Genomic DNA, 21,338 nt, shown 5'->3' on the forward strand with positions numbered 1-21,338 from the left:
CGTGGCATGGGCGTGAGCTTCGATCCCGCCGCGGCGTTGGACGCCGCGACCCGGCTGGATGGCCTTGCGGACCGGCTGGCGGCGGACTTGCGCATCAGCGAGGGGGCGTTGACCGTTGCGCCTGCCGGTCGCGACGAAGTATCGGAGCGTGCCGCCGCGACGATGACCTCGGTCGCGGATTCCTTCGGGGAGACCGCCGCCGCCGGGATCAACGAGTTGCGCAAGGTCGCCGCTGAACTGCGGGCTCAGACCGATCGGTTCGGGCGCATGGAAAGTGAGAACGCCGCCGAATTCGGTGGTGTCGGCCCGGTGCCGCGATGATCGAGCCACCGGGATTCACCGGCGTGGTCTGGGCGGCCCGGCCGCCGGAACGCCTGGCACAGGACTTCGCCACCGGTCCGGGACCGGTGCCGATGGCCGAGGCCGGCGTGGCGTGGGGCCGGCTTGCCGCCGGATTCGGCACCGCGGTCGTCGAATACGAGCAGATCCTCGACGTGTTGCGGGCGGGCTGGGAGTCGGAGGGAGCATCGGCTGTGCTGGAACGTATTTCGGCACTGCGGGACTGGCTCTCCGATACCGCGGGTTCGGCCGCGGCCAACGCGGTGCACGCCGAGTCGCAAGCCGCCGCGTACGAGGTGGCGCGGCTGGCGATGCCCGATTCCGCCGAAGTCGCCGCCATCCAGGCGATCCAGCGCGCCGCCGAATCTGCTGGCGACGCAGTGGGTTTGCCGCTTCGCGCGGCAGCGGCAGACGCCGATTCCCAGGCCGATATCGCAAAGGCCGCGGCCGCGCGAGTGATGCGCGGCTATGAGGGAGCCACCGAGCCACTGGCACAGCCGTGGACACAGGCGCCACCGCCGCAGATCGCCACCGGCACCGCGCTCGCCGCCGAACAAGCCGAATCGCAACCCGCGATGCCCTCGGCGGCGGCGGGTACGCGGGGTATTGCGATGCCTGTTGTGCCCGTGACGATGCCGCGAGCGACCTACCACACACCGGTCCACCGGCAGGTGACCATCGACACTCGAACCGACGTGATCGAATCGGTTTCGGCGAAGCCGTCGACTCCGATACCCATGGCGCCTGCCGCGATGTCGCCCGGCACAACGTCGCCGGAGGAGGAACACCGGCCCCGGGCCGGTCTCGCCGGACACGGCGACTCCGATCCGGCGGCGCTCGACCCCGGGATTCGCGCCGCCCCAGCCGTCTTGGGTGCTTCGGAACCGCAGCGGGTCCCGGATACCGCACCGGCTCGGGGATCAGAGGTGTCACGATGACGGTCCTGACCAACGACAGTCTGCTCGCCGTCGCCGAGCGGCTCGGCGTGCAGACGTTGCCGGTAGCGCTCGCCGTCGCGCCTGAGCAGGATTCATACGACGAGTGGACCGCCGCACAGCGCCGCGCCGAGACAGATCTGGTGCGCGCCGGAATCGTGGATGCCGACGGAGGAGTCGATCCGGAGATCGCGGCGGCGCTGCTGGCGCTGCACCGACCGGATCGCGAACTGGTTGCCCGGATCTACACCGACCGCGAACAGGTCCGGGTATGCCTGGTCCGCCGGGGTGCTGGGCACGCATTGGCGGTGCGCCGCGGGGATACGTACGAGATCCGCTCGATCTGGGCCGACGGATCCGGCCACAGTCTCGCGCGGCCGGTGTTGGACGCGCTCGGGCCATGCCCGCCCGCCGACGTGCCAGCCTTCAGCGCACCGACGCAGGACATAAGCGAACGATTCGATACCGCGACGACGTCCACCGACTACGCGGAGGCGATGTACGGCTTGGGCGCTGGCGAACGTGACGCCATCGTGTACGGGCTGGCGCTGTCTTCCTGCCATAGCTATGCCGAGGTGGTGGCCTACGCCGGCGCCGATGGCGTAACCGGCCGGTCGTCAGGAGCAGTTGCGGTGTACGACACCGCGCATGGCCGCCTGGTCGCAGCACCCACTCTCGCCCCGGACCAGCGGCTCTGGTCCACGATCACACCGGGCTCCGACCACCGTATCGCACAGGCGGTGTCAGCTCTGATCGAATCTCTGCCTGGGGGAAGGTGGATGCCGCAATAACTTCCCCAGCACACCGGCGGAGCACATTAGACCTCCGGAATAGATCCTGGTTCGACACCGGGCAACCTCGACAACGAAAGGTTCATCATGGTTTACGTTGATCCCGCTCTCGTGGAAAAGGCCAAAAGCGGCCTCGCCGACGTCGTCAGCGAAATGCGTAACACATTCAAGAGAATCGAGGATATCTCTGCGGTCCCGGGCTGGCAGGGCCCGGCCCGCAAAGCCTTCGACGACGCGAAGCTCGCGTGGAATGACGATGCCCAGCCCCGAAACGAGGCCCTCGATGCTCTCGGCGTGCAGGTCGGCAAGGGAACCAACGAGTACACCAGCGGCGAACAGGAGAGCGTGGCCGACTTCAACCACATCAAACTTTAATTCTCGAGGACGTACTGAAAACAATTCGGAGGTTTCGCTATGGATGTCCAGCAATACACTCGGGCGGCGCTGCAAACGATCGACGAAGAAATGACCGCCTGTCGGAACAGCTTCGACAAATGCGCACATATTATGGCGGATAGCGAACGCGTACTGGAGATGGCGTGGGGCGCGGATGACGCCGAGCCCAACGAGGCACTTATCGCCTTCAAAGAGGTCTACCTGAAGTTCAAAACCGAATTCAGCGAAGCGACAGAGATATTCGGCCGGATGCAGGGTGCGGTGGAGGGTGCGGGAACTCGGGCATTCGACATCGACCGCAAAGTCGCCCATGGCTTCTACGCCTGATCAGGTGCGAATTCGGCCGGTCCACCGTACGTCGGTGCGCTACGCGGGAACCTTCCCGCTCCACCCTGGGCGAGGGACCGGCCTGCGCAGCGACAACGGCGGGGCGACTCTTGTCGTCCCGGCGTCGGCGGGGATCCGGGGATCTACCCGACTCGGAGCCCGGCCGACACTGTCCGCTACCGACCCGACCGTCGCACCGGCAGCCGCACTGATATATGAAGCCCGTTCGGGACCGTCGCGCCCACGGTGAGTTCCCCGTGGTATCGCTGAGCCAGCGCGGCCGCGATCGGCAATCCCAATCCCGACCCGCCCGCGGCGGCCGATGCTCCCCGGTAGAACCGGGTGGTCAGCTTGTCGAGTTCGTCCGGGATGACACCGACCCCGTCATCGACCACCGAGACGGTCACCCACCGAGTTCCCGCGTGCACCCGCACCTCGGTACGAGCACCGATACCCGCGTACCGACACGAGTTGCTCAGCAGAACGTCCAGGATCTGCACCAGCGCGTCCTCGGGAACCGCGACCTCGGCTTCCTCCATCGGCATGACAGCCGCGACGGTCATGCCCGCCTCCTCGTACGCCGGCTGCCACGCATCGACACGATCCTCGACCACACGCACTGCATCGCATCTGCTCGGCCAGTCCGAATCAGCCTGTGCGGCGCCGAAACCAGCGGGTGTCTCGGCCACCGCCAGGCGCAACAATCCGTCCAGCACCGCCTTGAGCCTGTCGATCTGGGAACTGGCTCGCCGGAATGACTCTTGGGCCTGATCGGGTATCACCCGCCCCAGCGATTCCAGCCGAATGGCGAGCGCAGCCAGTGGATTGCGGATGGCGTGCGCGGTGTCCGCCACCAGCTGACGCTGTGCATCCACCGCATCGCCGACGGCCAGCGCCATGGTGTCGAAGGAGCGTGCCAGGTCTTTGACCTCGGGCGGTCCCTCGTACCGCTGCGTCACCGATGTGGGCCGCGCCTGCGTGACCGCCTTCGGTAGTGTCTCGGTCAGCACGGCCACCGAACGCGACAGCTTCGCCAGCGGGCGCAACACCCAGCGGCTCAGCCCCAGCGCAACACCCGTGAACAACGCCAGTGCGGTCCAGGCACCGAGTGCGATCAGTGCCCAGCGATCGGCGATGTCCCGTTTGGCGCGCACCGTCGACGCCTCGATCAGCACGGCGCCTTCCATCTGCATCCCGGCGCCGATCGGGTGTGCAATTCGCATCGTGTCCGGATCCCAGGTCCGCAACCGGCGCGGCGGTTGAACCGAGTGCCGATTGCTGCGAACGTCGGCCAGAAGCTGAACCACCGCCGGATCCTCGACATCCACACCTGTGTTGGCGAATTCGCTTCCAGCGGCGTCCACCACGAGAACCTGGTCCGAGTAGAGGGTGTGGTATCGCCGCATCTCCAGAAGTAGTGTCTGGCGGTCATCGGTGGTCATGGCTTCCTCGGCGAGCTCGGAGAACCACTCGGCGTCAACATATCGGTCGAACCACAGCTGCTGCGTCCGCCCGGTGGAACTCGACGCCGCCAGTGGAACCGCTAATCCGGACACTGCCAGCGCAGCAAAGACCAGCAATATCACCAGCAGCCGTCGTCGCACGTCCTCAAACCTAGGTCATTGGCCCCAGCGGTAGCCGAATCCGCGGATCGTTTTGATCAAGCCCGGCCTGCCGAGTTTCGCACGCAGCGTCGAAATGTGCACGTCCAATGACCGGGACACGGCGACGAACGCGTCTCCCCACACTCGATCCATCAGCATTTCGCGGCTCACCGCGGAACCCGGCCGTTCCACCAGCGCTTCCACCAGCTCGAATTCCTTCTGCGTCAGAACCACCGGCGCGCCGCCGACATGAATCTCCCGTGCCGCCAGGTCCACCCTGACATCGCCGGTGACGACCACTTCGGCTCCGGGGCTCGAGGTGGCGGCGGCACGCCGGGTGACCAATTCGAGCCTGGCGACAAGTTCGCCGATGCGCGGCGGTTTGACCAGGTAATCATCGGCGCCGCCGCGCAAGCCGCGCACGACGGTTCGTTCGTCGTCGCGGGCGGTGAGGATCACCACCGGAATCGCGCTCACCTCGCGCAACTGCCGCAGCACCTGCAGTCCGTCACCGTCGGGCAATCCGAGGTCGAGGATCACCGCATCGTACTGGCGGTGCCCGACGAGCAAATCCGCTCCGCGCGGCCTGCGCTCGGCATGGAATCCCTGCTCGGTGAGCACTTCCACCAGCGCATCGCCCACATCATCGTCATCCTCGATGATCACGAGCCGCACACGCCGCTCGTTCTCCTGTGCGTGATCGGTAGATGAGCAGTCCGACATACGGTTCGCCTGATCCTTACTCAACGTGGGTCCGCCGCTCGGTTGGGCGACCGCCTGTGCGCAATGTGAGCGTGCCGAGAGCCCGGGTTCGCGCCGGAGCACGCGTGACCGCCATGATCAAGCCGGACGAATCCGGCCCGTACAGAGCTCCACTCCTGACGTACGCGGGCAGGACCACCCGGCACCGCACACGAGCCCGATGCCGATTTTGCGAACATCAGTACTACATATTTCCCGAAAGGGTATGGATGCAACAGGATGCTCAACATTTTACAGCGCCTTGATATTCGGCCCGACCGGTGCCGAGGGAAATCTCGACACTCCAGCAGTTCGATGCTCTGCCACCGCACGCCGTATGCTGCTTGCAACTTCAACCGCCGGCACATGAACAGTACACATCCTCCTGCCGCACCAAGTGGGCGCTTGCAGTTTCCTTGATATCAATCAGCGAAAACTTGACCTGCTCTTGAGATTTTCCGGGCACCCGACTCACGATCTACTGAATCACGAGCATGGTCATCACCAGTCCGATCGGGAGGCGCGTAACTCGGCGATAGACATTCCGCGACGCCGCCGTACGAGGCTGCGCAGCGCAACGACGTCGTCGTAACCGACTTTCACCGCTACCGCCTCCCCGCGTCAGCGACGTGGTCCGCAGCAGGTGCGACGCGTGCGCTCTTTTGAGGCGGTCGAGAACAGGCCGGCTGTGAGTGGACGACCAGCTCCACGAGCGGATCGGCACTCAGAGCGCTCACCGCGGGGATGATCATCATGCCGAAGTCGTCACCCACCTCGGCCAGCGGCGTCGTCACGAGGATGTGCCCGTTCCCCGACCGAATACGCTCACCGAGCGCTACAGTGCGCACTTCCCACGGTGTCGGCGGCGTTTGCAGCCCAGCACGCAGACAGTTTGCCACGTTGAATGTCTCGATCAGCGCGGCGTATCCGAAGTCGGCAACGCCATCGACGACGAACACCGCGACATCCATGTCGCGCATGTTACTGAGCGCGTCGCTTCCGGCACTCTTCCCGCTGGGAACAAGCGACTAACGTCGTCCATATCGGCTGGTAGGGCCCGGCCTGCCGCGACAGGCCGCCATCGCCCTCGGAGTGCCCATGTCCCAGATCACCACCCTGGGCACCCATCACATCCCGCGGACGGATGCCCACATCACGCGCCCCCGCGCGTATTACCAAGGCACGCGCGGCTGGCTGATTGCCGCAGGATCGCCGGGTGGCACGGATCAGCCGTAGTCGCGCACAACACCCTGGTGAGCGAAGCACGCGCGTGGGCACGACCATGACAGCACTCCAGGCGATTGTCCTGCTGGTCATCAGCGCAGAGATTCTCGTCATCGTGGCATGCCGCAGCGGCGCGGAACAACGCACCGCCGACGAGATCCGATGATGTGCTTGCGCAAGCGGGCAGAAACACCGGCCAGTGGCACCACGTTGGCTCGGCGGCTGAACGGACCGCAGATTCTGGCGTCCGCGCGAGGCTCGGCGATCTGCCGAGCCCGCACCGACGTGGGTTTCTCTCCCGACGAGAACCCTTAAGCAATCATCAAAAATTCTTACAGGGATGGCATGCGGCCAAGGTGTTCCTGTTCAATCGGACACCAGGCTCGGAGCACCACTCGAGGTAGCGACGTGCTCGATACGCTTGGATAAATTTCGACGAAAGTTGCAAACCTCCGGTGGCGATCACAGATATCAAGGCTTTCGCTCATTTGACCGAATCGGATATCGAGGCACTACGCGAAGCTCTGGATTCGATCCGCCGAGATGTCGAACAATCGCGCGGGCACCGGGACGCCGCCTATATCCGGCGCGCGATCACGGCTCAGCGGGCGCTAGAGGTAGCCGGGCGGGCAACGCTGTTCGCGAGCCGACGCCGCGGCGCGTGGCTGCTGGGCACCGCGCTGCTGACCGCGGCGAAGGTCATCGAGATGATGGAGCTGGGGCACAACATCAGCCACGGCCAATGGGATTGGATGAACGATCCCGAGATCCATTCCACCACCTGGGAATGGGATTTCGTCGGCCCGTCATCGCACTGGAAGCGCTCGCACAACCATGTCCATCACACCTTCACCAACGTGGTGGGGATGGATGAGGACCTGAGCTTCGTCGTCTTGCGGACGACACGTGACGAGCCATGGCGCCCGGTCCATGCGCTTCAGCCGGTGCTGAGTCTGGTCGTAGCCGCCTTGTTCGAGTGGGCGATCGCGGTGCACGACTGGTCGCTCGAACGCCGGTTCACCGCAACCCCGAGCCGGCAGCCGGCGTCGCGGCCGAATGCCGACTTCGCGCGCAAGATCGCTCGCCAGGTCGGCAAGGACTTCCTTTTGTTTCCTGCGCTGACCGGGCGGGCGTTCAAACAGACCCTGGTGGCCAATGCCACCGCGCTGCTGCTGCGCAACCTGTGGTCCTACGTGGTGATCATGTGCGGCCACTTCCCTGACGGCGCCGAGAAATTCACCGTCGAACAGTACGAGAACGAGACCCGCGGCGAGTGGTACCTACGGCAGCTCCTCGGCACCGCCAACTTCACCGCCGGGCCGGCGCTGGCGTTCATGACTGGCAACCTCTGCTATCAGATCGAGCACCATCTGTTCCCCGATCTGCCCAGCAACCGATACGCCGAGATCGCGGTGCGGGTGCGGGCGCTGTGCGACGAATACGACCTGCCCTATACCACCGGGCGACTGGCCGGGCAGTTCTGGCAGGCGTACCGAACCGTTTACAAGCTGGCGCTGCCGGACCGCTTCCTGCACCGCACCGCCGACGACGCTCCGGAGACGAAATCGGAACGCATGTTCGCAGGCGTCTCATCCCAGCCGGGCACGAAAACACCGGACCTGCCGCCCAGCTCGGCTGCGAGAGTTCGGCATGGCCTCCGATCGGCGCTCGCCCGCTCCAGAGCCGCACGCACACGCTGAGACCCGGGAAGGAAGGAAATCCTGTTGACCGAGGAACAGCCGGGCACCAATTGACGTCGGACCCGGCAACTTCTTGTTGAAATCAAATTGTGGGGCAAGGGTTATTCGTGACAGAATTGTGCGACCCACTCGGTCGGTATTGGGATCCCCACCATCCGGTGCTGCAAATCATTCGCGCGAGACGAGACGCCGGAAGCCTTCCCGGAAATCGTGCGGATTCCGCAACCCTGGCACTCACGGTCGAGGGGGGCGGTATGCGGGGAGCGGTATCCGCCGCTATGCTTACGTACCTCGACGATGCTGGCCTTAAGAACGTTTTCGATGTGGTATACGGAACCTCTTCAGGCGCGATCAATAGCGCGTACTTTGTTTCACAGGAGACATGGTACCCGTTGTCGATATATTTCGAGGATCTGACTACGCGACAATTTGTCAACTATTATAGAGCATTACGACGTCAATCAATACTGAACCTCGAGTATATTTTCGAGCACGTGCTCGGCGTCATTAAACCGCTGGACTACCAGGCTGTAATCGACTCACCCATCCCACTTATTGTTTCGGCTACAGATGTCGACGCCTTGGAAACTGTCACCTTCCGGTCCTTCTCATCGGTTCAGGAACTCGAAGCAATTCTGCGCGCGGGAGTCTGGCTGCCCATCGCGGTGCGGGGGTCCATGAAACTGCACGGACGGCGGTTCATCGACGGAGGCGTGCTGACGCCACTGCCGTTTCGGTTGGCCATGAACGACGGATGTACACACATCCTGTCGTTGAGTACGCAGCGAATACGACGGCCTCCGACCAGAGTTCCCGGCGTTCACCGATACGTTGCAATCCGCCTGGATCGCATTCGACGCGGCCTGGGGCGTGGCTATCTGAATGCGGTGCGACAACGATACCGCGACGAAGAGTGGCTGACACAGCGACGCTTCACACCCGAATCGGGCGCGCCGTATGTGCTCGACCTGGCCCCTTTGCCTTGGATGAGCAAACTCGAGCTCAACGAACTCGAGTCCACAACCGTTCTCGCCGGCATTCAAGAATCATATGCACTGTGCCACTGTGCCATCGAAAGTCTGGACAGCAATCGGATACGAGACCGTAATGTACGAGCACTTCCTCGCATGACCATCGTCCACCCCGCGCAACGGCAAACAGGCGCCGCCATTCGACGCTGAACACCGGCTCCGGACGAGGAGATGCTCAATCCACCGAGTGACGCAGCGCGACTCGATCGTCATCAGGACCGCTCATCGAAAGTCAGGATATGCACCTCCTAGAAGCTCTCCATCGGATCAGAAACGGTCCACAAGGGCCGGCAACAGCCGCATTCTTTGATTTCGAGAATACGCTGGTGCGCGGATCCGGAGCGATTCAATTCCGTGACACAATGAACGGCCGATGTTCGAGGGCCCGCGAGCGGGCGATCTCGATGGTCCGCGCACGGAATGCCGCGACCGATACTGCCGACGCCCGCGCCACGCGGTGGGCTGATGACGCCTGGCGGGGCCACACGCCGGCCGAGCTCGAACAGCTCGGCCGCGACTTCTTTATCCGGGTCATCTCCGGCCGCCTCTACCATGAGGCGCGGCAGCTGGTCGCCGCGCATCAGAAGGCCGGTCACATCGTGGTTCTCACCAGCAGTGCACCGCATTTCCATGTCTGCGCCACGGCAGCCGATCTCGGTATAGACCACATTCTCAGTACCCGCCTCGCGGTCGTTGACGGTGTGACGAGCGGGGAAATCGATGGTCCTGTTCTCCGACGTGATGCCAAGGCCTCCGCGATCCGCGATTTCTCGGCGAGCGCGGGTATCGACCTCCTGCACAGCTATTCTTACAACTCGAGTGGATCCGATGTCCCAGTACTGTCGATGGTTGGTACCCCAACGGTACTGAATCCCGATGCTGAACTGGAAAGGGCCGCACAACGACACGACTGGCCGGTGTTGCGATTTCCTTCCCGACGACACCCCACCCTCTCTCGAGTCGCACGCACTGTCAGCGGTCTCTCGGCTGTACTCGCAGCCGCCGCTGCTACTTTCATCGCATGGCCCGGTCGCGATCGTCGTGCCGTGATCGATGAACTCTGCACTCGTGTGGCGACAGCCGCGCTACGTAGGGCCGGGATCTCGGTGCGCTTGACCGGTGCTGAACATGCTCGCGCGCCTCGGCCGGCCGTGTTCGTGTTCAATCATCAAAGTCAACTCGATGCGCTCGTTGTTCCATACGTCCTGCGCAGCGGATTCACGGCGATCGCGAAGATCGAAGCGCGCCGATACCCGATCTTCGGTGCGCTCATGCGCTTCGTCGGCGTCATTTTCATCGACCGCTCGGCTCCCCGTGATGCCATTCGAGCGCTCGAGCCTGTTGTTGAGACACTCGAGTCCGGAATATCGGTAGCAATCGCGCCCGAGGGGCAGGTAACCCCCACAGCCCGGCTGTTGCCGTTCAAGAAGGGGGCGTTCCATTTGGCCCGGCGGGCAGGGGTTCCCATAATTCCGCTCGTCATTCGAAACTCAGGGCAGGTCCTGTGGCGCAGTTCGTTCCTCGTTCATCCCGGCATTATCGATGTCGCAGTGCTCGAACCGATCGACACTTCCGACTGGACGCTCGACACGCTCGATATGCACATCAATCGCATCGAGGAGCTGTTCAACGACACCCTTGTCAACTGGCCGAATCCGGCACAGGCGTAAGTACAGTGCGCCATTCCGGGCGGCGGTGCGTCGGCAGTGGCCAGGCTCTCGTGTACTCGATCTCGCGGATCAACGGAATGTAAGTTCTTCCCGGTACATCGGCCCACATCGCCAGAAGAGACCATAATACCGGCGCAGGCGAGAACTGGTGGCACCACGGGGCGGCACCGGTCGACGACTCACTTGGCCACCCACCGCGAGAAGAGTTCCGAACGATGAATCAATCCACGACAGTTCACGATCAGACTGCGAATCTTCCCCCCTCCGCCGGCCTACGACCAGGCCTGTTCCGCGATCCGTACCGATTCGTCATGGAATCCGCTGCCCGGCACGACGGGCTGGTCCGCGTCGGCGCCGGGCCGCTTGAAACATATATTGTGAGTCACCCCGATTACATTCGCCGTATCTTGGTGACCAACGCCGGAAATTATGTCAAAGGCCCGTTGATGAAGCCGTTCCGGACAGCGCTGGGCAATGGGCTGGTCACCAGTGAAGGCGAGTTCTGGAAGCGACAGCGCCGGCTCATGCAACCGGCCTTCCACGCCCGGCAGCTGCATCTGATGGAGAACCATGTCGCCGCATGCGTGGAACGCGCCGTGCAGCGGTGGGAGGCGGCCGCCGACGCGGCCCGGCCGGTGAACTTCCTGGACGACTGCATCGAACTCAACGTCGAGATCGTGCTGGGCGCGCTGTTCAGCACATCGATCGACGCCGCACGCGCGGAACGGCTGCGCGAGCTCACCTCCCAGGTTTTCGCGGGCCTTGCGTCGAAAGTATGGACGTTCTTTTTGCCCGGGTGGTTCCCGCTACCGGGTGCGGTGCGATATCGCCGTGCGGTAGCAGCCCTGGACGCTGAGGTGCACGCGCTCATCGCGGAACGTCGCGCCGGCGATATGGAACCCGAGGACCTGCTCGGGTTGTTGCTCGACGCCGTGGACGCCGACACCGGCGAGCGGATGAGTGATCAGCAGCTACGCGACGAGATATTCACTCTGTTCATGGCCGGATATGAAACGACCGCCACCGGATTGACCTGGGCCGCCTACGAACTCGCGCAGAACTCGGAGGTCGCTGAGAAGATGGTGGCCGAACTCGGCCAGGTGGTATCCGGGCAGCAACCCACGTTCGCCGAGCTGCCGCGTCTGGAGTACGGCAAGCGCGTCATCGACGAGGTATTACGTCTGCATCCGCCGTTCCCGATCTGGTTCCGCAGTACCGTGGCGCCCGACATACTCGGCCCGTACCGTATACCCGAGAACACGAAGATCGTACTCAATCCGCAGATCACGCACCGTGATCCGAGGTTCTGGGACGACCCGGAGACATTCGACCCGGACCGATTCGCACCGGAACGCGCCGATTCCCGGCATCGGCTGGCGTACTACCCGTTCGGCAAGGGCAGCCGCGTTTGCATCGGCGAGCGGCTGTCGACGGCCATCACTCAGATGGTGCTGAGCGCCGTCGTGCGCGGGTTCGAATTCGCCGTCGAGCCCGGGTTCGACGTGGTGCCCCGTTACGTGGTCACCTGCCAGCCCAAGGGGGGCCTACCGCTCGTGCTGCGCCGTCGCTGACCATCGCGTTCCGCATCGGCCCACCCGCACCGCGTCGGGTGGGCCGGGCACCAGGAATAGCGATCGCCGGAAGAAACGCAGTCGCTCAGCGGCCGCTGCGCCGTTCGTCGCGGCGGCGCACAGTACGCAGGCCACACGCCTGACCGACGCCTCCGCCCGCTTCCAACATGACCTGCACCGCCAGGAGGACGAAACCCGCGAGCCACCGCGCCACCGTCCGCCAGAAGCCCGGCCGCTTGCCATCTTTCGCGCGTACCACCCGCATACCGAACAGCAGCTTCGCGACGCTCCCGCGGAACAGCAAGGTGCCGAACACATGATTGGCGAACGAGAACATGAGCGCGAACGCGAGGAACACCGGCGCGAACGCGAGATCGCCCGGGCTGTAACCGAGTACGCGCACCGCCACCGCGAAGGCGGCCAGCAGCCCCAAGCAGCCGTCCGTCATCGCCGCCAGAACCAGCCTCCCCTCGCCCGCCTCCTCCGGCACCCAGATCTGCGGTCGGGGTCGCCCCGCAGGATACGGGTAAGGCTGCGGGCTTCCGCTAGAGGAGCCACTGTAGGTCGGATTCGGCGCACTCACCCGAGGTATTATGCCTGGATCCCGAGCTGGACCGGACATCGATCATGATGAAATGCCGGGCACTCGCAAAGCTTTACATAGATTTGAAGAATCGGCCATCACAGCGCTCCGCCGATACGGCTCGTGCGGCAGAAAACAAGGGCATGTCATCAGTTCGGATTTCTGTTCGATCCGAGAAACCGTCCGATCGTTTCCCGCGCCTCGGACAATCGTGAACCGAACACCTCGGGCTCCTCGCCGGCCAATTCCGTGTACAGCAAGACCGAGCGCTCTGCCTGGGCGCGGGCTTCACGCGGGCCACGGTCGCGCAGCAGCAGGGCGATCTCGCGGCAGATCGCCGCCAGGTCGGGTAGATAACGTGGGCGTGTTCGCTCGGCGGCTTCCTCGGCCAATCGCATTGCCCGCCGAGCACATGCGACAGCGACATCGTGCTCGCTGAGACGCACCAGATGCGTAGCGTGCCAGCGCAGGCAATCGGCGAGGTCAGGGCGATGTACCTGGGGCTTGTCCTGGGCCAACCGCTCCCACAGCTCCAGCGCACGCGAACTGAGTTCCAACGCTTCCGCATGGTGTCCGGCCCGCGCGAGGTGCCGAGCGTGATCCACTAGGGCACCGGCGAGGAACTCGCCGCAGCTCGGCCGATCTCCGTATACCTGCTGATATATCTCGACCGCGCGCCACGAGTCACGCAGAGCCGTGGAGTCCCCGTCGTCCAGCTCGGCCCGCCAACGGGCGCGGTGCCACAGCGACCAGGCCAGATCCAATGAGGGCTCGGCATTCTCGGCCGCCAATTGCTCCCACAGCGCCACGGCTTGATCGGCGTAATCGAGGGCTTCGGTCCGGCATCCCAGTTCGGCCAGACTCCAGGCCAGTGAGTCGCGATAGTCGGCCAGATACCACCGGCGGTCGCCATCACCGGCCCGGACGATCTCCTCTATCAGTGACAGCGCCGAACGTCCCGCGGCGACGGCGGCATGCCGTTGTCCGGCTTCGGCGAGCAGCCACGACTGATCCCGTAGCACAACCGCCAGGCGGAATCGGTGTGCGGCGCGGTCCGTCTCGACCTGCCGGCGAATCAGCCGGACCGCCTCCTCGATAGCGCCCGGCGCCTGGCCGCGATACCCGGTCTCGCAGAGGCTCGTCGCATACCTGTGCAGAACGGAGATCAGCCCCGGCAACAGATCGTCATGCCCCTTGTCGATCAGCTCGGTGTAGAGGACCACGCTGCGTTCCTGGTGAGCGGACGCGAGATCCGGCTCGGAGATGTGCAGCCGGAGCCGAGCGGCCCATCCCTCAGAGTTGGCCAGCCTCGGAATGTTCTCCTCCGGAGCTTCCGCCGCGGCATCCCGCCGGATCGACAGCACACGATCCACCTCCGCTGAGGCACGCCCGCGCTCCCCCAGCCACCTGCGCGTGACCGCGTGGTATTCCACCGCCAGAGCCCAACCGGGCCGGTACCGCAGCGCATCCCGGCTGGTCAGCTCTTCGAACGCGGCCGCAGCGCGCTCCGCATACCCGGCCGCCTCGGCCCACTCGTTCTGGTCGCCGCAAAACCTGGCATGGTCATCGAGCGCTGCGGCCAGATCGGGCAGGTGCAGCTCGGAATCGCTGTCGGCCAGTTCTTCCCACAGCCGCACCGCGATGCGCGACTGCTCGCGTGCCCGCGGCCACTGCCCGGCGTCCACGAGCCGGTTCGCGAGACTACGGGTGGCCTCGGCCAGCAGCCTCGCGCTGGATGGACGGTCGTCAGCCGCTTGGGCTGCCGCGATCCGCACCGCCCTTTCCTGGGACAGCACCGCCTCGTCAGCGCGACCGGCGCACACCAGTGAATAGGAATGATTGTCCAGTGCCCAAACCAGACCCCACGCATCGGCGCCGGTCGCTGCGGTCCTCAGTTTTTCGAACAGGTCAACCGCGCGCGTGGTGTATTCAACGGCCTCCGCACCGCGATCGAGGCTAGTGAGCCGAACGGCATAGTTGATCAGGCTCGTGCCCAGTCCGGAACGGTAAGCATCATCATCGAGAGTCACCAGTTCCTCGAAGATGGCAAGACTTCGCGTCGCGGTCGCAAGAGCCTCCTCGTCGCGACCGACCTCACCCAACCGCAGCGCGTGATTATCGAGACACATGGCGGCGGACTTCAGATACAGGTCCTGGTGGTCTGCGAGCAGCTCCTCATAGCGTTCGACGGCCTCGGCCGACACGTCGACCGCCTGCTCGAACTGACGTGCTTCCATCAACCGTGTCGCGTAACTATCGAGGGCGTCGGCCAACCGCCCGCGATGCGGGCGGGGTTCGGATTCCGACAATCGCCGCCACAGGTCCACCGCTCGCCGCGCATATTCGAGCGCTGGGCGAGGTCGACCGATCTTCGACAGGCACACCGAATGATTGCCGAGGGCGATCGCGAGCTGCGGTTCCCCCGCCGCTGGATCCTGCGCGGCCATCCGTTCCCGATGTTCCAGCAGCGGAGTCGAATAGGTCAGCGCCTCGGCCGGCCTGCTGGTGCGAGACAGATTCTGGACCAGCACATGCAGCGCCGATGCTCGCTGAGCGGCACGGGCGGGGCCCTCCGCCAGCGTCGCACAGATCTCCAGCACGCGGGTCGCCGCCGCACGCACCGCCTCCGTGTTCCCCATGTCCTCGTGCACCGAAGCCAGCTTGTTCACCACGTAGGCGAGGTCGGCGGAATAGGTTGCCGGGTCCTTGTCGGCCAATCGCGCGTAGATCTCCTCCGCCCGGACGGCGCATTCCAGTGCCGCATCGAACGCACGCAGCTCACGCAGGGTGGTCGCACGCGTACACAGCGCATTGGCCAGCGCGGCCGGGCGATCGGCGCCGTTCGTGGTCATCTCCTCGTACAGCGCCACCGACCGTGCCGACACCACCCGCGCCTGCTCGTAATCCTCGCAGCAGTTGAGCACCACCGCGCGGTTGTTCAGGGCGTTGGCCAGATCCCCGGTGTAGCGGCCTGGGTCATCGTGCGCCAACTGTTCGATCAGTTCGACCGCCTGCCCAGAACGGAGGTCCGCCTGCTCGATCCGCCAGGAGCGCAGGTGCATCCGGGTGGCGCAGGTCAGCGTCCAGCTGAGATCCGGCCGATAGCGCTGCGAGCCCATTGAGACCAGGTCGCGGGTGTGGGTGAGCGCACGCTCGGCCGCGTCGGAAGCCTCGGCGCTGCGGCCGGCTTTGTGCAACCGGTCCGCCTGGGCTCGTAACTCGTCCACCAGGGACGCGAGGTGCGCCGGGTCTCGCTCGGACAGCCGGGACCATACACCGACCGCACCGTTGCCGAATTCGACGGCCGCCGACAGGTCGCCGAGCTCCTGTGCCAATGTGACGATCTCGTGGTAGGCGCCGGCCATTTCTTCGATGCCCCGCGCGGAGCTACTGTGTAGTCGCTGTCGCGTATCGAGGAATCGATACCAGATCCGCACGGCTTCAGCGCGCCGCCCGGCACGATGCAGATACTCACCGTGTCGCCGCATCGTCCGGGCGAGCCGTCGCACCGCGGACTCGCTCCCATCGGCAGCCGTCGTCTCGGCCAGCGCCACGACACGCGCCGACACGGCCACCGCTTCGGTGTGCAACTCATGCGCACGCAACAGCCAAATCAGACGGGATAGCTCGTTCGGTGACGCGGCATCGACCGCGGTGGCGGCCAAGGCGCGCAACCGCTCGATGCGGTGCCGCTCCCACTTGGTCACTTCGCTTTCGTCGCCGACGCGTTCCAGCAGCGCGATGTGCTTCGCCCAGGCACGGTCGAGACTGGACAGAACCGCCGAGCCGGCAGATTCGGCCAGCTCTTCGTACAGGCGCACGCCGCGCCGGGACTGATCGGCACCGGCGGCCTCCCCCTCCAGCCACGCCACGAAATCCGCCGCCGCCATGTGGGCACCGGCCAACCGTCGCAGATATCGGGCGCGATCAGCCTGGACCAGTTCGCCCAGGAGGTCTATGCACCTGTGTCCGACGTCGGCACCCCACGCCATCACCTCGGCGTGCTCCGCCGTTCCGCGCGTCCCGATCTCGGACAACATCTCCAGCAGTTCGCACAGCAGGTCGGCCAGCAGTGGCTGTGCCCAGGACTGTTCCTGCGTCGCCTGCTCGTCACACAATTCTATCGCCGCGGTGAGCAGTTCCGCGGCGAGAAGGCCGCGGTCGCCCTCATGCTCCAGTGCGGCCCGGTACCGCAACATTTCCACCAGATCCGACTGGTTCGGATCCGCGCGCCACGCGACTCGGGCCGCCCGCACCAGCGCACGGTGCAGCGGCTCCAATTCCGACCGAGCGAACGTCGCGGTGGCTGTAACCAGCGCCGCCGCCCGCGACACCAGCGGATGCTCCGGCCAGCGCCCCAGCACCGCAACAACCTCCGCCGCCTGCCGCGTATCGCCATCGCGGACCACGGCCCACGCCGCGTCGGCCACCAGCAAGGTCAAAGCGTCCGAAAACTCGTCGGGCTGCATGAAATATTCCGCGACAGGCATCGAGGCGGCCTACTGTGGGCTGATCAGCGACCCGCGATCGATATCGGTGACGTACAGGGGAAGACGAGGCGACAGACGCTCGAGCAGCGCGGGCGCGGCGCCGCCTTTCGCGGCCGCGTACTCCTCCAGGGTCAGCCCTACGACCTGCAGGAACGTCACGCTGCCGTTCGGTGTGCCGATTGCACCGAGCTCTGGGTCGATAGTGAAGGTGAGAGCACGGATCGCGCAGTCCGCATGGTCGGTTGCGATCGGCCCGCTGGCTTTCATGGTGTGGCCGGGCTGGAACCACTTGCCGGAATCGAAGACATACCGGCCCAGATTTTGCAGCAGGCTCGCCGCCCAGATCGGCGGTTCGGCGTCATCAGGCCGGCGGACGAGCCGGAAGGTGAACTCGAAGCCCCACCCCGAGACCTCCGGATCCGATGATTCCTTGTGGTACAGCTCCGACATGCCGTAGCTGATGTAGTGCCAATGCGGAATCGGCTCCGGCCGCGCAAAGATGCTGATTCCATCGAGGGGGTCCCGGCCGCCGAGAGCCCACGGGTGCCGAGTTCCCAAATGGAGAGGTTCGGCAGCACCATACAGCTGCCGCAGCGCGCCATCGATGGCATCCCACCCGATCGAATCACTCACCCAGCGAACAGTAGTCGGCGCAGGCGACGCTGCGCTCATCCGATTATCAAGTTTTACGATAACTTTAGCTTTCGAGGTAGCCGCGGCGGAGGGCGGCACCTCCGACTCGGCCAGGTGCCGACGAGACCAACAAGATTGCGAATGGCTTCGTACGAGCGGATATTCCGTGTTGCCATACGAAGACTGAAATCCAAACTAATTCCGGATAATGTCACCTGTATGCATCCCAAGAGAATGCTCGCCATCGGCATAATCGGACTCGTGTTGCTCGTGGCCAATGGGTTCGCCGCACCAACCGTCTGGGCGTTCACTGTCGGCCCCCGTGTCGCGGCATACGTCACGGGATGTGCCAGTGGTACCAAAGACCCCAGCTGCCAGGGGATGTGGACAACACCCGATGGCGTCGAGCATCGTGGCGAGATACCCCACGTCGGGAGCAGCCGGATCGGCAAGCATGTCGACGTCCGCGTCGGTCCGTCCGGCCAACTCTATCAGACCCCCGATCTGGTGGTTCGCCTGTTCTGGGCTGCCCTCGCCGACCTGACCACCCTCGGCGTGCTCGGCTTCGTAGCGGTGATATCCCTGGGAGCCCGCCGCCGGGCGTCGGCATTCGAGGCCGCGACCGGAGCCGAACGGCCGCTGTGGCGCGCGAACAAGCGCCAGGTCAACGACCGGCACGGCACTCAGCTGTGGATAGGACATCGCGACGGACGCCGGCTCGACGAGGTACAGGCGGCCAATGGGCTCGAGACGTATCGAGTTCACCGCGCGAACGGCGTCCTGCGGCTCGATCACCAGGACGGCCGGCACGTCGGCCGGATCGAGGCCCAACACTACAGCGGAAAGTCCATGAGCTTCATGGTGTTCGACGAAGCGGACGTACCCTACGCGCTGATCGCCAACCTTTTCGTTCTCGACCCGCGATGGACGGTCACCACAACCGACGGCACCCACTGCGCGGATTTCATCGTCGGATCCGGCCATCACCGACTGGCATTCACACCCGCAGCACCCACCCTGCTGTACCCGCTCATGGCGGCGTTCCTGCTCGACTGCCACCACATGCTGCTCGAGGCCACCGACGGTCCAGACCGCAGCCGTTGACGTCCGCGCAGCAGGCGGTGGGGGAAACACGTTGCGCTCCAAACTAATTCACGATCCGCTCCGAAACGGGCAAAGTCAATGAGTCAGGGCGCTCACAACCTCAACGGAATGTAAAAACAAACATCGCGCAGTGCCCGGGCCGCGCGCGACATGATTGAATCGCGGTGGCGTCGGACATGACGTATGTGCGCTTTGTGACGATAAGGACTTGTAGGACTCCGTAGATGACGCACCCACCACAGCAAGAGCCCAACGCCGCCAATCAGCCTGGCGGTTGGCCGCCGCAGCCCGGCGGAACACCGCCGCAGCAGCCCTACGGCGCACAGCCGCAGCCCGGACCGTATGGGGCCGCCCCGCAACAACCGTATAGCCCTGCACCGCAGCAGTATCCGCCGTATGGCGCGCCTCCGCAGTACGGGCAACAACCGCCCTATGGCACGCAATACCCACCGCAGCCCGGCAGACGCGGGAGCGCCACTGTGCCGCTGCTGCTCGGTGGCGCCGTCATCCTCGTCGCGATCGGCGTCGGGGCATATTTCCTGTTCTCCGGAGGAGGAATCGGCAAGTCGAGCGACCCACGCGAGGTCGCGCAGGCGTTCGTGGACGGCCGCGGGGACAACCAGGATCTGCTCTGCGCGGCGGATCGCGCGAAGATCGAGAATGCGCAACAGTCCGCGGGCAAGCCGACGAGCGTGCCGAAGATCGACGCGAAATCCACGTTGAAGAGCGTCGATGTCCCGGATGGAAGTGACAAGGGCAAGTTCACCGTCGATGTCGCCGTGAAAGTCGGCTCCCGCTCCAACACCCAATCCGTGACCTACGATCTGGTCAAGGAAGACGGCGAGTGGAAGGTATGCGGGCTGCTGAAAGCACTGCGGTAGCGGCTTCCGACCCCCGCCCCGCGGGTAGTGGCTGAGGATGGCGGGAAGGATGCCAGCGGGCCCGGGGATGGCGGCGCGCTGGACGGCGGCGGTGTTGCTGCTCGGCCTGGCGGTGTCGGTGATGTTGGCGCGGTTGTGGGTTGCTGGTCAGGCGCATGAGCTCGCGGCCGCGGTGGGACCGGTGTGGCGGTCCCACAAGGGATTCGATGCGAGGCGGTTGGGTGCGTCGCTGTGGCCGTGGGCGGTCGCGGCAGGGGCGTTGTTGATCGCGCAGCAGCGCAGTCCGCAGCTGTGGCGGTGGGCTCTGCTCGTAGTGAGTGTTCCGACGGGCTTCATCACCGCGTTGCCGCCTTTGGGCAGCTCGAGATTGCAGGGCGTGGAGCGGTGGTTCGTGCTGGCCGCACCGGTCTGGAGCCCACTGTCTGCCGCGTTGGTGTTCCTCATCGCGGTTGGCGCGGGAAGGGTCTTGACGCAACCGCTCGCGCAGGACATCGCCGGTTCCGGCCTGCGCCTGCGCTTACGCCTCCGCGGTGGGGGCAGGACCCGGTTCGTGGTCATGGAGGACCGTGTGCGGCTGGTTCGGCCGCACCACACCGACGCAGTTCAGGGCAGGCTGCGGGAACTGAACAACCTGGCGATTCCGTTCGCTCGCCTCGAAACGATCGAGCCCATAGTTCTTGACGGTACGTCCACGGTCTATCCGCTGCCCAACGGCACCGTGCTGCGGCTGTCGGAGGGGTCCGCGGTCCGGCTGACCGGCTCGGGCCAGCAGTGGGTGGTGCCGATAGCTGACAGCGACAGGGTCGCGAAGCTGGTCCGCGAGCGGGTGCGCGCCCGCACCAGTTCCGAGGTTTCCACACCGACCGCCGAGCAATGGCGGGCGGCGATGCGGAAGCGGGAGCTGATTCGGAAGTCAGGGACCGGTAAGGGCGGCCGCGCACCGAGCGATTACCGATTGGGGTTCATCCTGTTCACAGCCTTGGCGGTAGCATCGTTCGATGCGAACGAGGGGTGGGTGGACAAAAGCGCGGGCGCGCTGGTATTCGGGATCGGCGCGGTGGGATGTCTGATGGCGTGGCGAAACGCCGCCGCGGTGGTGCGGTTGGCCGAGGAGTGGCCACAGTTGCCGGCCGACGGACAGCCGTCGCCACCGCAGACCCGGCCTTGGACCTCGAGCGACGGTCGATAAAAATCCTTTCGATTACGAGGCACCTCAAATGATCGTAAATTCGGTGATCCGAAGATGACATGTGGCATTTCCTCCGGTTAGCCTGCCAGAGCCGTCGCAGGGAGGACGACGGGTGAGCCCGATAACGCA

General features: G+C 64.9%; 18 protein-coding genes. 12 read left to right on the plus strand and 6 right to left on the minus strand.

From position 1 onward, the window contains the following. Positions 1-6 precede the first annotated feature (6 nt). The 5 genes from AB0M45_RS21555 to AB0M45_RS21575 all read left to right on the plus strand — a co-directional run bounded on the left by AB0M45_RS21555 (position 7) and on the right by AB0M45_RS21575 (position 2,788). Positions 7-321 (plus strand): PE family protein, encoded by a 315-nt coding sequence (locus AB0M45_RS21555; RefSeq protein WP_364331797.1) that lies wholly within the window; start codon positions 7-9, stop codon positions 319-321. Further along, positions 318-1,277 carry a PPE domain-containing protein gene (locus AB0M45_RS21560; RefSeq protein ID WP_364331800.1) on the plus strand — a complete coding sequence of 320 codons (960 nt, stop codon included), beginning with the start codon at positions 318-320 and terminating at the stop codon, positions 1,275-1,277. The genes AB0M45_RS21555 and AB0M45_RS21560 overlap by 4 nt, the downstream gene beginning before the upstream one ends. After that, positions 1,274-2,065 (plus strand): ESX secretion-associated protein EspG, encoded by a 792-nt coding sequence (locus AB0M45_RS21565; protein WP_364331803.1) that lies wholly within the window; start codon positions 1,274-1,276, stop codon positions 2,063-2,065. Before AB0M45_RS21560 ends, AB0M45_RS21565 begins: the two co-directional genes overlap by 4 nt. Positions 2,066-2,152: 87 nt before the next feature. Continuing rightward, positions 2,153-2,440, plus strand: coding sequence for a hypothetical protein (locus tag AB0M45_RS21570; RefSeq protein WP_364331806.1), 288 nt, complete (start codon positions 2,153-2,155; stop codon positions 2,438-2,440). A gap of 39 nt (positions 2,441-2,479) precedes the next feature. Next, positions 2,480-2,788, plus strand: a complete 309-nt coding sequence (locus tag AB0M45_RS21575; protein WP_364331809.1) for a hypothetical protein — start codon at positions 2,480-2,482, stop codon at positions 2,786-2,788. Positions 2,789-2,964: 176 nt separating this feature from the next. On the opposite strand, the gene AB0M45_RS21580 is transcribed toward AB0M45_RS21575, so the two are convergent. The 3 genes from AB0M45_RS21580 to AB0M45_RS21590 all read right to left on the minus strand — a co-directional run bounded on the left by AB0M45_RS21580 (position 2,965) and on the right by AB0M45_RS21590 (position 6,104). Next, complete coding sequence (locus tag AB0M45_RS21580) at positions 2,965-4,392, minus strand: HAMP domain-containing sensor histidine kinase (protein ID WP_364331812.1); 1,428 nt, start codon at positions 4,390-4,392, stop codon at positions 2,965-2,967. Positions 4,393-4,407: 15 nt separating this feature from the next. Further along, positions 4,408-5,067, minus strand: a complete 660-nt coding sequence (locus AB0M45_RS21585) for a response regulator transcription factor (protein ID WP_364331815.1) — start codon at positions 5,065-5,067, stop codon at positions 4,408-4,410. Positions 5,068-5,738: 671 nt separating this feature from the next. Continuing rightward, positions 5,739-6,104 carry a hypothetical protein gene (locus AB0M45_RS21590; protein WP_364331818.1) on the minus strand — a complete coding sequence of 122 codons (366 nt, stop codon included), beginning with the start codon at positions 6,102-6,104 and terminating at the stop codon, positions 5,739-5,741. Positions 6,105-6,812: 708 nt separating this feature from the next. On the opposite strand from AB0M45_RS21590, the gene AB0M45_RS21595 reads away from it, so the two are divergent. The 4 genes from AB0M45_RS21595 to AB0M45_RS21610 all read left to right on the plus strand — a co-directional run bounded on the left by AB0M45_RS21595 (position 6,813) and on the right by AB0M45_RS21610 (position 12,329). Next, positions 6,813-8,057: a fatty acid desaturase gene (locus tag AB0M45_RS21595; protein WP_364331821.1), complete on the plus strand. Its 1,245-nt coding sequence runs from the start codon at positions 6,813-6,815 to the stop codon at positions 8,055-8,057. Positions 8,058-8,215: 158 nt separating this feature from the next. Then, a complete protein-coding gene (locus AB0M45_RS21600) occupies positions 8,216-9,238 on the plus strand; it encodes a patatin-like phospholipase family protein (RefSeq protein ID WP_364331823.1) in 1,023 nt (340 codons plus the stop codon). A gap of 89 nt (positions 9,239-9,327) precedes the next feature. After that, on the plus strand, positions 9,328-10,758 hold the full coding sequence (locus AB0M45_RS21605) for an HAD-IB family hydrolase (RefSeq protein WP_364331826.1): 1,431 nt from the start codon (positions 9,328-9,330) through the stop codon (positions 10,756-10,758). Between the two features lie 215 nt (positions 10,759-10,973). Further along, the gene (locus AB0M45_RS21610; protein WP_364331829.1) at positions 10,974-12,329 is read left to right on the plus strand and encodes a cytochrome P450; all 1,356 of its coding nucleotides are present in this window, start codon (positions 10,974-10,976) and stop codon (positions 12,327-12,329) included. An 85-nt stretch (positions 12,330-12,414) separates the two neighbouring features. Here AB0M45_RS21610 and AB0M45_RS21615 read toward each other — a convergent pair whose 3' ends face one another. From AB0M45_RS21615 to AB0M45_RS21625, 3 genes are all read right to left on the minus strand, one after another. Continuing rightward, on the minus strand, positions 12,415-12,819 hold the full coding sequence (locus tag AB0M45_RS21615; RefSeq protein ID WP_364331832.1) for an RDD family protein: 405 nt from the start codon (positions 12,817-12,819) through the stop codon (positions 12,415-12,417). A gap of 242 nt (positions 12,820-13,061) precedes the next feature. Next, positions 13,062-17,402, minus strand: coding sequence for a hypothetical protein (locus AB0M45_RS21620; RefSeq protein WP_364331835.1), 4,341 nt, complete (start codon positions 17,400-17,402; stop codon positions 13,062-13,064). A 9-nt stretch (positions 17,403-17,411) separates the two neighbouring features. Continuing rightward, positions 17,412-18,035: a suppressor of fused domain protein gene (locus tag AB0M45_RS21625; protein ID WP_364331838.1), complete on the minus strand. Its 624-nt coding sequence runs from the start codon at positions 18,033-18,035 to the stop codon at positions 17,412-17,414. A gap of 141 nt (positions 18,036-18,176) precedes the next feature. Between AB0M45_RS21625 and AB0M45_RS21630 the strand changes: the two genes are divergently transcribed. From AB0M45_RS21630 to AB0M45_RS21640, 3 genes are all read left to right on the plus strand, one after another. Beyond that, on the plus strand, positions 18,177-19,139 hold the full coding sequence (locus AB0M45_RS21630) for a hypothetical protein (RefSeq protein ID WP_364331841.1): 963 nt from the start codon (positions 18,177-18,179) through the stop codon (positions 19,137-19,139). Positions 19,140-19,363: 224 nt separating this feature from the next. Beyond that, positions 19,364-20,020 carry a hypothetical protein gene (locus AB0M45_RS21635; protein ID WP_364331844.1) on the plus strand — a complete coding sequence of 219 codons (657 nt, stop codon included), beginning with the start codon at positions 19,364-19,366 and terminating at the stop codon, positions 20,018-20,020. A gap of 49 nt (positions 20,021-20,069) precedes the next feature. Continuing rightward, on the plus strand, positions 20,070-21,209 hold the full coding sequence (locus AB0M45_RS21640) for a hypothetical protein (protein WP_364331847.1): 1,140 nt from the start codon (positions 20,070-20,072) through the stop codon (positions 21,207-21,209). Positions 21,210-21,338: the final 129 nt, after the last annotated feature.

Source organism: Nocardia sp. NPDC051787 (genome assembly GCF_040681325.1).
GTDB lineage: Bacteria > Actinomycetota > Actinomycetes > Mycobacteriales > Mycobacteriaceae > Nocardia.